The sequence below is a fragment of the Saccharothrix sp. ST-888 genome (genome assembly GCF_000955975.1).
In the GTDB taxonomy this organism is placed as follows: Bacteria; Actinomycetota; Actinomycetes; order Streptomycetales; family Streptomycetaceae; genus Kitasatospora.
Genome location: NZ_JYJF01000233.1, coordinates 1 through 2464, shown reverse-complemented (window position 1 = coordinate 2464; position 2464 = coordinate 1). Strand labels below are relative to the sequence as shown.

Sequence of the window (2464 nt, the reverse complement as noted above, 5' to 3'; positions counted from 1 at the left end):
CGAACGCCTTCAGTGCCAGGTGCAGCATGACGATGGAGTCCTTGCCGCCCGAGAACAGGATCACCGGACGCTCGAACTCCCCCGCCACCTCGCGGAAGATGTGCACCGACTCCGCCTCCAGCGTCTCCAGCTGCGAGAGCGTGAAAGTGCAACCGCCGGTCGCTGTCGTCATACCGTGCCCCTCAGGCGAACTCGTCGAAACCGGTGCGGCGAGCCCGGACACTCTGGATCCGCAGGACAGCCGTCATGACGCCGAACCAGCCGAGGGCCACCACGAACTCCCAGCCGACGTCGCCGAAGTCGCTCCGCCCCGCGATGAACTCCCGTACCGCGGCGAGGCCGTGGGTGATCGGGAGGAGCTCGGTCAGGGCGCCGAGCCAGCCACCGGGGTGGCCCAGCGACACCAGGACGCCCGAACCCAGCATGATCACGGTGTTCAGGAGGTTGCCGACCAGGACGTCGGAGCGCCGTCCGGTGGCGACCGCCGCGCCGGCCAGACCCAGGCCCAGACTGGACAGTGCCATCAGGACGTAGAGCGGGAGGAGCGGCAGCACGCGCAGGATCAGACCGGGGGAGCCGAGCAGGAGCGAGTCCACCAGCAGACAGCACACCAGCAGGACGAGACCGTGTGCGCCGTGCACCCAGGCCCGTAGCGCCGCCACCATGCCGACGGGTATGACACCCCGGCGCAGGCTCGGCATCGTGCCGGAGTCCTTGTCGTCGACCAGGACGTCCGCGACCGCGATGACCGTCTCGCCGACCATGACCTGCGCCAGGGCGCCGGTCATCAGGAAGGTGTCGTCGCCCAGGTGCAGCATCCTCCCGAGCAGGACGAGGAACAGGACCTGCATCAGGGCCTGCGGAAGCATGCTGGAGAGGAAGACCCGGACCGGGTAGACGACCAGGAAGTCGCGCAGGGACAGTCGGCAGACCAGACGGGCCCGCCACACCATGTCAGAAGAACTCAAGGGTGCCCCGCCTCCGTCCCAGATCGACCGCGCGTCCGAAGACCGCGACTCCGGCCGCGGCGTAGAGCACGCCGAGCGCTGCCAGTGCCGCCACCTGCCCCGGTTGGACCGAACGGCCCAGCGCACACTCGCTGGTGAGTACCTGCGCCCAGTGCAAGCTGATGAACCAGGACGGCCAGCGCAGCCAACTCGGCATCAGCGTCAGGGGGATGAGCAGACCACCGGCCAGCACCACCGGGTACATGAGCGCCTCCGAGATGCGCACCGCGGCCCGGGTCAGGATGAACAGAGAGCCGAGCAGCATGGCCAGCCCGACGGTGCTCAGTGCCGCCAGCGCCGCGAGGGCGACGAAGAGCAGCGGGCGGTCGATGTGCACCGGCGCCCCCAGGGCCAGCATCATCACCGTGGTGGTGACGCTGATGGCCGTTGCGGAGACGGCCACCGCGCCGAGGCACTTGCCGAACAGCACCACGCGTGCGTCGCACCAGCTGCGGATCAGCTGCGGCATGGTGCCCTGCGCGCGTTCGCGCCGCAGGATGCCGCCGGCCGACCAGATCGTGCTGCCCCACAGCGTCATCATCGCGGTGCCGAGCATGTCGGTGGTGGCGGCCTCGGGCGTCAGGGCCCGGCCGTGCATGGTGATGACGAGATAGGCCGCCGGCTGCACCACTCCGAGCAGGATGGGGAAGGGGCTTCCCCTCATGCCGGTGATCTGGAGCCGAGCGGCGGCCAGCACGACCTCCAGATAGCGCAGGGCTCGAGCCGCGATGCTCATCGCGAGTCCGTCCGGGGCTCGGAGCCGGCGGGCTCGGTCAGCAGTTGGAAGACGTCCTCGAGTCCGACCGGGCGGACCTGCACGTCGGCGGTCCCGGCCAGGCCCACGAGTTGCTCCACCGAGTGCAGCAGCTCCGGAGTCCAGCGCTCCACGGGCAGCTCCAGGGTCCAGGTGTTCTCCGTGGCGGCTGGCCGGATCTGGCCCTGGCGTACCGCAGGGTGCTCGGTCATCGCGCTCGGGACCGTGCCGGTGCCGCTGATGGCCAGCGTCGCCACGGAACTGGCCTGGCGCAGGAACTCCGGCAGCGTCAGGTCGTGGGTGATCCGGCCGGCCTGCAGCAGGACGACCCGGTTGGCCAGCCGCTCGATGTCCAGCAGTTGGTGGCTGGTCAGCAGGATGGAGACGCCCTCGGAGCGGAGCTTCGCGACAGACTGGCGCAGTCGCTCCGCCTCCGGCGGGTCCAGACCTGCCGTCGGTTCGTCCAGCAGGAGGAGTTTGGGGCTGCCGATCAGGCCGATCGCCAGGTGCAGTCGTTGCCGCATTCCGCGGGAGAACGTCTCCACGCGTACCCCGGCCGCCTCGCCGAGGCCCACAGCCTCCAGGGCCGGCAGCGCGGACCGCTTGACCGCGGCCCGGGTCAGGCCGGAGAGCATGGCGAAGAAGTGCAGGTTGTCCAGGGCGGTGAGTCGGCCGTAGAGTCCGCGTTCCCCGCCCAGGACCA

4 protein-coding genes are annotated in these 2464 nt (G+C 70.1%); all 4 read right to left on the bottom strand.

Annotation, left to right across the window (positions count from 1 at the left end):
* Positions 1 to 172 (bottom strand): phosphoadenosine phosphosulfate reductase domain-containing protein (locus tag UK12_RS32245; protein WP_045306764.1); only part of this gene is annotated, 172 nt, incomplete at its 3' end.
* Positions 173 to 182: 10 nt separating this feature from the next.
* Positions 183 to 968, bottom strand: a complete 786-nt coding sequence (locus UK12_RS32240) for an ABC transporter permease (protein WP_156179080.1) — start codon at positions 966 to 968, stop codon at positions 183 to 185.
* Positions 955 to 1743: an ABC transporter permease gene (locus UK12_RS32235; RefSeq protein WP_045306762.1), complete on the bottom strand. Its 789-nt coding sequence runs from the start codon at positions 1741 to 1743 to the stop codon at positions 955 to 957. Before UK12_RS32235 ends, UK12_RS32240 begins: the two co-directional genes overlap by 14 nt.
* Positions 1740 to 2464, bottom strand: a 725-nt coding sequence (locus UK12_RS32230; protein WP_045306761.1) for an ATP-binding cassette domain-containing protein, incomplete at its 5' end; no start/stop codon positions are given. The genes UK12_RS32230 and UK12_RS32235, both read right to left, overlap by 4 nt.

Excerpts from the sequence above, each read along its gene's own strand:
- UK12_RS32235 (WP_045306762.1), bottom strand. The coding sequence starts at position 1,743 with ATGAGCATCGCGGCTCGAGCCCTGCGCTATCTGGAGGTCGTGCTGGCC.